Consider the following 8,270-nt stretch of genomic DNA (forward strand, 5'->3'; position numbering starts at 1 on the left):
GTCGCACAATCTTTGTGCGGTATTGCCATAGAGCATTTTGCTCTGACTCTCGCGATTTGATGATTTTATTTTAACAAAAACCACGGATTTTGTCAAGGGTACGCGTGCAACTATCGTATATTTCCAACAGTTTGAATTTGTACGATTTTGATAGCTCAGGATAGTGTTTCCTTCAGTTTCAGGCAAAAATCCGTATCATCGTCGGAAGGCACTGCAATTCTTTTGCATACCGACTTGCAACCGGAGCAAAAATGTGGTATACTAAGAAAGGCAATGCCGCACAAAGCTTATAAGATATGCCGTTGAATTTTCCGGCAGACTGCGGTGCAGTATTGCCCTATACCGTTTTACAGCGGAAAATCACCAAAAGGAGCGAAAAATACTATGGCAGATTGCAATCACGAATGCAGTTCCTGTGCCTCCAGCGGCGGATGTCAGGAAAAAGAACAGAATGAACGTGCCATCAACAATACAAAGGGCGTGAAAAAGGTAATCGGTGTTGTCGGCGGAAAAGGCGGCGTGGGAAAATCCCTCGTCACCAGCCTGCTGGCAATCCAGACACGGCGGCTGGGATATGAAACCGCTGTACTGGACGCAGACATCACTGGTCCGTCGATCCCGAAGATCTTCGGCATTCACGACCATGCACAGACAGATGAGCAGAACCTGCTGCCCTATATCGCAGCAGACGGCACCAAGGTCATGTCCCTGAACCTGCTGCTGGAAAACGAAACCGATCCGGTCTTTTGGCGTGGTCCGGTGATCTCCGGCGTTGTCAAGCAGTTCTGGGAAGAAGTTTCGTGGGGCGATGTGGACTTTATGTTTGTGGACATGCCTCCGGGGACCGGTGACGTGCCCCTGACGGTCTTCCAGAGCCTGCCGCTGGACGGCATCATCATTGTTTCCACACCGCAGTCACTGGTTTCCATGATCGTGCAAAAAGCCGTTTCCATGGCACAGCGTATGGATATTCCGGTGCTGGGCATGGTGGAAAACATGCGTTTCATCAAGTGTCCGGACTGCGGCAAGGAGATTCCCCTGTTCGGTTCTGATGATGCAGTAGACAGCACCAACGTGCCGGTTCTGGAGCGGATCCCGCTGGATCCTAAGGTAGCTGCGGCATGTGATGCCGGCTCACTGGCACAGTCTGATGTGACTTATCTGACAAAAACAGCTCAGATTCTGGCAGATTCCTTCGGAGAAAAGAAAAACCAGTAATTTTTTCTGTTTTCCAAAGCGGAAGCGGAGTTTTTTCTTGATTTGCAAAAATCCCCGCAAAACGCTTGACAAGTGCGGCAAAATCGGCTATACTGAAAACACAAACAGCAAAGGCGCTGTGCAGAAATGCGTAGAGCCTTTGCTGTTTTTCTTTTTTGTGAGGAAAAGGAGAATCGCAGAAAAGAAATGGAAGCAGAACGGTACCGCTGCTTCCAGAGAGAGCATATATAGTGCTCCGATATTACATCACGGAGAGGTGCATTCTTATGGATCAAAATTCAATTCTTGACCTGATAAACGATAACGTTTACGGTATCTGGTTCCTGGTCGGTGCGGCACTGGTATTCTTTATGCAGTGCGGCTTTGCAATGGTAGAAGCGGGCTTCACCAGAGCAAAAAACGCCGGCAACATCATTATGAAAAACCTCATGGACTTTTGCCTCGGCACGGTGGTATTCATTCTCATCGGCTTCGGGCTGCTGTGCGGAGAAGACGTAGCCGGCATCATCGGCAAGCCGGGATTTGACATTTTCTCGGACTATGCAAACTTTGACTGGTCCAGCTTCGTATTCAATCTGGTATTCTGTGCAACAGCAGCAACCATTGTTTCCGGTGCTATGGCAGAACGTACAAAGTTCATTTCTTATTGTATTTATTCCGCTGTCATCTCGGCAGTGATCTACCCGATCGAAACCCACTGGGTATGGGGCGGCGGCTGGCTTTCGCAGCTGTCCACACCGTTCCACGATTTCGCAGGTTCCGGCGTCATTCACATGGTCGGCGGTGTTTCCGCACTGATCGGTGCTGCGATCCTCGGACCCCGTATCGGTAAATTCACCAAGACCAAGGACGGCAAAGTCAAAGCCAATGCGATCCCCGGTCACTCCCTGACCATCGGTGCACTGGGCGTATTCATTCTGTGGTTCGGCTGGTACGGCTTCAACGGTGCCGCTGCCACCTCGGTTCCCCAGCTGGGCACCATTTTCCTGACCACCACCATTGCTCCGGCTCTGGCAACCGTTTCCTGCATGATCTTCACATGGATCAAGTATGGCAAGCCGGACGTTTCCATGTGCCTGAACGCTTCGCTGGCTGGTCTGGTTGCAATCACCGCCGGCTGTGATGTCGTAGATGCATTCGGTTCTGCGATCATCGGTATTGTTGCCGGTCTGCTGGTATGCTTCGGCGTATGGCTGCTGGATCACGTGCTTCACGTGGACGATCCGGTAGGTGCCGTTGCAGTACACTGCCTGAACGGTCTGTGGGGTACACTGGCAGTTGGTCTGTTTGCCACCACTTCTGCTCCGGCAAACGATGTTTATGACGGTCTGTTCTACGGCGGCGGTTTCACCGTACTGGGTACACAGGCTCTGGGTGTTATCTGCATTCTGGCATGGACTTCTGTCACCATTGCACTGACATTCTTCATCATTAAAAAGACGATCGGTCTGCGTGTTTCCGCCGAAGAAGAAGTTCTGGGTCTGGACGCAACCGAGCACAATCTGCCCTCTGCATATGCAGACTTTATGCCGTCTACCGTTTCCATGGCTTCCGATGCCGCAGACGCTGCTGCAACTGGTGTCACCATTCCGGAGTCGGAACTCATCATGAAGCCGGCAAACGGTGCCAAGGCAAAGATGACCAAGCTGGTTGTTATGTGCAATCCGGACAGACTGGACGCATTGCAGACAACACTGTCCTCTATGGGTGTCAACGGTGTTACCGTAACACATGTCATGGGCTATGGTTCTCAAAAGGGCAACGAATCCTACTATCGTGGAGTGAAGACCGAGGGCACAAAGCTCCTCAAGAAGGTCAAGGTCGAGGCGGTTGTGGCAAAGATCCCGCCGCAGAAGATCATCGATGCAGTCAAGAAGGTTCTGTACACCGGCAAGATCGGCGACGGCAAGATCTTCGTTTATGATGTAGAAGATGTTGTAAAGATCCGTACCGGCGAAACCGGATATGATGCCCTGCAGGACATCTAAGACATTGGAGTATTGCTGACATGATTTCTCACGCCAACGACCAAAGGGATTTGGTTGGATCATAAAAATGTAGCAATGAGCAGGCAGCACCTGTGGGAAGTATCTCCTACAGGTGCTGCTTGTTTTTCACCGCAAAGGGGAAAGGAAACGCTGCATAAAGCCCGCGGAAAACGCTGGGAATTTTCAGAATATTGCCACGATTTCCGCAAAACAACGCAGCAGCGGCGTTTTTCCCATTCTCAATTCGTCAAAAACGAGGTGCCGTTTCTGGTGGTTTTGCCGAAATCCAGACAAATTTCCTGTGCAGTATTTACATTATCCGGCTGATATGGTACAATGGTATTATAGTGTGTGCACATAAAAATACGGAACAGGCTTTTATGTACACACGCTCCAGTGACTTCGAAGAAAGGAAGTTAAAAATGAAAAAAGAACGACAAAATGCAGATCAGGAAGCTCTCTTTGAAGCCATTCTCACGCTGCGTTCCCCTGAGGAATGCTACGCCTTTTTCAAAGACCTCTGCACTTATCAGGAACTGAACGCCATGGCACAGCGGTTACAGGTGGCAAAAATGCTCCACAGCGGACACGTCTTTCATGAAATCGTCGAGGAAACCGGTGCAAGCACTGCCACGATCAGCCGCGTCAACCGTGCCATCAAGGACGGCTGTGACGGCTATCAGATCATCTTCGACCGGACAGAATCGCCGGAACCGCCGAAAGAATAACGGATATTCCCGCAGGCAGTTGCCGCATTGCCTGCGGTTATCATAGGGCAGCACTGCACAAAGCCGGCAAACGGACTTTGTGCGGTGTCGCCACAAAAATCGACCAGAAGAATGTGATTGAGAATGTACAACAAGCATGCTGGTGCACATGATAATATGAAGTGTTGTGCCGGCAACAGAAAGGAACGATGTGTAAAATGATTGCAAAACTTCTCCGGCGAATCTCTGCCGGACTCCTGAGCGGTGTCATGATCGCCTCTGCTGCTGTTTCGCCGGTCAGTGCGGCAGTAGTAGACAAGGACAATCCCAACAACTACGACAACTTTGCAGAAGCACTACAGCTGGCACTGTGCTTCTACGATGCCAACAAGTGCGGCGACGAAGTGGCAGACGACGGCTATTACACATGGCGTGGCAACTGTCACGTCAAGGACGGCATGATTCCGCTGGTACCCATGCAAAGTCTGGGCGGCGGCAAAGCCAACGACGACAGCGGTAAAGGTGACGGCGGTGCTTCTGCGGCGGAAGGACTGTACGTGGGCACCAACATGAGCCAGGACTTCATCGATGCCAACAAGAAATACCTCGACCCCGACGGTGACGGCTGCGTAGACCTGACCGGCGGCTGGCACGATGCCGGCGACCACGTGAAGTTCGGTCTGCCGGGCAGCTATTCCGCTTCTACTGTGGGCTGGGGCTACTATGAGTTCCGGGAATCCTATGTGGAAACCGGTCTGCAAAAGCATGTGGAGGACGAACTCCGCTGGATCAACGACTACTTTATGAAAGCCACATTTCTGGACGACGACGGCAATGTGGTGGCGTACTGCTATCAGGTGGGTGAGGGCAACAACGACCACAACTACTGGTGTGCTCCGGAATTGCAGGTAGACGACACCTATGTTGCCACTTCTTCCTGTGCGGTCAAGCGTCCGGCTTATTTCGCCACCACGGAAACACCGGCTTCTGACCAGACCGCCGGTGCAGCAGCTTCCCTTGCGGTGAACTATCTGAACTTCAAGGACACCGATCCGGAATATGCACAGAAGTGTCTGGACTATGCTCTGGCACTGTACGATTTCTCCGTAAAGACGCACCACGAAGTCGGTGACGACACCCTGACAGTAGACAGTCTGGGCTACGACGGCGGTTTCTATACCTCCAGCTATGACTACGATGAACTGTCCTGGGCAGCAGTATGGCTGTACTACTGCACGGAAAACTATGACTACATTGACGACATTATCAGCGTAGACGAATCTGTCACCGGCGAAATGGGTGCTCACCCGTACACCGGCTATATGAAGCGTATCATCAAAGACACCGGCAACTGCTGGCAGAACATCTGGGTGCACTGCTGGGATACCGTCTGGGGCGGCGTATTCGCAAAGCTGGCTCCGGTCACCAACATCTCCCGCGACTGGTATATTTTCCGCTGGAATCTGGAATTCTGGTCCGGTCTGGGTGAAGCCGATGCTGCCAAAGCAGATTTTGACGTACCGGTCACCAAGCACAAATACTTCGGCATGGACGACCAGCTGTGGAATACCAAGATCACCGCTTCCGAGATCAAAGATCTGCCGGAAACCGACGGTGCATGGATCGCAAAATCTCCGGCTGGCTTCGCGGTAGTTTCCGACTACGGCAGTGCCCGCTACAACACCGCGGCTGGACTGTGTGCAATGGTATACGCCAAGGAAACTGACGACCTGACATTCGCAGAATGGGCAAAAGATCAGATGGAATACATTCTGGGCGACAACCCCATGGGCTATTCCTTTGAAGTCGGCTATGAAAACAGCTACGCCACACACCCGCACCACCGTTCGTCCTCCTGCTCCTCCACGCAGAGCATGGACGAACCCGATCCGCAGACACACACCCTGTGGGGTGCTCTGGTCGGCGGTCCGGATCTGAAGGACTATCACAACGATGTCACCAGCGACTACATTTACAATGAAGTTACCGACGACTATAACGCCGGCTTCTGCGGCGACCTTGCGGGACTGTATCACTTCTACGGCACAGAGGGCAAGGAACTGGCAGACAAAAACGCCGTGATTCCGGACTTCAACATGTCTGAAAACGCCAAGGCTGGCTACGAAGTAGACGAGAACACGCCTACCGGCTTCTATGTCACTGCCGGAAAGGCACAGGAAAACAAGGCTGGTCTACAGGTCAAGATCGTAATCCACAACCGCACGATCAATCCGCCGCAGTTCTGTAATGATCTGCGGGTTCGCTACTACTTCAACATTGACGAGCTGACTGCCATTGGCGAAGATATTTCCATGGTGGAAACCCGTGTGGACTATGATGCAGAAAGTGCCATGACCAACAACAAGACCAGTGCTACCATTTCAGAACCTGTCAAGTATGACGACAACGGCACCTACTATATAGAAATCGCATGGGAAAACTGCAACTTCTATGGCAGCCGCGTATATCAGTTCGGTCTGCTGAACAAAATGAATCCGGATACCTATGACACCACATGGGATTCCTCCAACGACTACAGCTACAGCGATCTCATCAGCTTTGAAGATGACAACGACGCGGCGGCAATCACCAAGAAGATCCCTGCTTATGCCAACGGCAAACTGGTCTGGGGCGAAGAACCGGACGGTACCAAGCCTTCCGAAACCACTGACGTTACCACGACCGGCACCACCGACAAGGGCACAGCAACGACAATAACAACTACCACCACCGCAGCCACTGTTTCCGGCAGTGGTTCAGGCAGCAGCGTTCTGTACGGCGATGTCAATCTGGACTCCCGCATTGACATTACCGATGCCGTTCTGTTGAATCGTGCAGTCAGCGACACAGTCAAGCTGAACGAACAGGCTGCTCTGAATGCAGACTGCGATGCCAACGGCGAACTGTCCGGCAACGATGCCGTTGTTCTGCTGAAATTCCTGGTACACATTGAAACCACTCTGCCGGTTCCGGAAACCGCTTAACTATTTATCCAGAATAAGAACTACTTATCCAGAAACAGAAAACGGCTGCATCACGCGAAGATGATGCAGCCGTTTTTGTATTCTCAAGCCTTTCGCTTCCGTGCCAGTTCCCGCCGGAGGTAGCCCTCCCGCACACCGTACTGACTGATATAAATGGTTTCACACTGCGAAAGTTCCACCAACTCGTCCAGAATCAGCATGCCTGTATAAATGGTATGCAGCCGGTCGGGGCAATTTTTCAGCAGCAGTTCCCGTGCGGTGTTGTCTTTTTTCCAGAGCAGCTTTTCCAGCTTTTTCAGCTGTCCCGCTGTCAGAAGCCGCTGGGTGTCCGGCAGTTCCTGCTGTTCCTGTGCCAGCAGCAGCAGCGAACGAGCCGTACCGCCTACGCCGCACAGGGACGTGTGTGCCGGCAGCCGGTGCAGCTTCCGCTTCTTCAACTCCTTGCGGATCCGTACCTGTATCTTCTCGCATTCGCTCTGCTTGGGGAACACCTTTCCCACGTATTCTTTTGCCAGCGTCAGCGAGCCAATAGGCAGACTTTCAATCACGCCCGGACCGTCGTGTGCCATAGTCACCAGCTCCGTGCTGCCGCCGCCGATGTCAAACAGCAGCCCGTTTTCCAGCGGTGCCTCTACCATGACACCGTAATAGTCCAGATATGCCTCCGCCTGTCCGGAGATCACGTCCACGGAAAATCCGGTCATCAGAAAGATCTGGTCAGCCGCCTCCCGCGTGTTCTGAATATTCCGCAGCGAAGCAGTGGCAAAGACAAAACTCCGTTCCATTTCAAACTGGGACAACAGCATACGGCATTCTATCAGCACACCGCAAAGCCTATGAATCCCCTCCTGCGACATCACGCCGTCCTGAACATAGCCGGCAAGTCCCAGTGTATACTTTTTGGAAAACAATGCGTGAAAGGTGTCGTTTTCTTCCACGGCATAGACGACCATACGCACGGTGTTTGATCCAATATCGATCACTGCATATTTTTTCATGATTTCACTCCTTAAACCAGCCCTGTATCAAATCCATAAATTGCAAGCGATACCGGCTGTCTGGCATTTACAGTATCATTCTATTTTATTATACGACAAAGATCTTCCCTGATACAAGCGAAATTATTCAAACGTACCGTTAAATTCTGGTTAATTCCGTAATCGTTCAACTTAACAAAAACATAACATATATTTTACATATTTAAGATGTCAGAATATCGACAAATCTTTTATAATATAATTAGGGAAATACTGAATAAAGCTTATGCGTGAGATGTATTGTCAGATTTTTCGGCAAATCGTGTGCAGAGCCATTAGGCAAACTTTATGCAGTGTTGCCGTTTCTAAGGCAATACCGCACAAAGATTGTGCGAC

Annotated in this window: 6 protein-coding genes; 5 read left to right on the top strand and 1 reads right to left on the bottom strand. The window is 51.3% G+C overall.

Features of this window, described 5'->3' with window-relative positions:
* Nucleotides 1–384: 384 nt before the first annotated feature.
* The 5 genes from RUMCAL_RS05440 to RUMCAL_RS05455 all read left to right on the top strand — a co-directional run bounded on the left by RUMCAL_RS05440 (nt 385) and on the right by RUMCAL_RS05455 (nt 6,897).
* Nucleotides 385–1,218, top strand: a complete 834-nt coding sequence (locus RUMCAL_RS05440; RefSeq protein ID WP_021681619.1) for an Mrp/NBP35 family ATP-binding protein — start codon at nt 385–387, stop codon at nt 1,216–1,218.
* A gap of 266 nt (nt 1,219–1,484) precedes the next feature.
* Complete coding sequence (locus tag RUMCAL_RS05445; RefSeq protein WP_021681621.1) at nt 1,485–3,206, top strand: ammonium transporter; 1,722 nt, start codon at nt 1,485–1,487, stop codon at nt 3,204–3,206.
* 54 nt (nt 3,207–3,260) lie between these two features.
* Complete coding sequence (locus RUMCAL_RS15415; RefSeq protein ID WP_156902433.1) at nt 3,261–3,533, top strand: hypothetical protein; 273 nt, start codon at nt 3,261–3,263, stop codon at nt 3,531–3,533.
* Nucleotides 3,534–3,628: 95 nt separating this feature from the next.
* The gene (locus tag RUMCAL_RS05450; RefSeq protein ID WP_040647157.1) at nt 3,629–3,934 is read left to right on the top strand and encodes a YerC/YecD family TrpR-related protein; all 306 of its coding nucleotides are present in this window, start codon (nt 3,629–3,631) and stop codon (nt 3,932–3,934) included.
* Nucleotides 3,935–4,131: 197 nt separating this feature from the next.
* Complete coding sequence (locus RUMCAL_RS05455) at nt 4,132–6,897, top strand: glycoside hydrolase family 9 protein (RefSeq protein WP_021681623.1); 2,766 nt, start codon at nt 4,132–4,134, stop codon at nt 6,895–6,897.
* Nucleotides 6,898–6,980: 83 nt separating this feature from the next.
* Here the strand turns inward: RUMCAL_RS05455 and RUMCAL_RS05460 are convergent, their stop codons facing one another.
* Nucleotides 6,981–7,895, bottom strand: coding sequence for a Ppx/GppA phosphatase family protein (locus RUMCAL_RS05460; RefSeq protein WP_021681624.1), 915 nt, complete (start codon nt 7,893–7,895; stop codon nt 6,981–6,983).
* Nucleotides 7,896–8,270 lie beyond the last annotated feature (375 nt).

The organism is Ruminococcus callidus ATCC 27760, assembly GCF_000468015.1.
In the GTDB taxonomy this organism is placed as follows: Bacteria; Bacillota; Clostridia; order Oscillospirales; family Ruminococcaceae; genus Ruminococcus_C; species Ruminococcus_C callidus.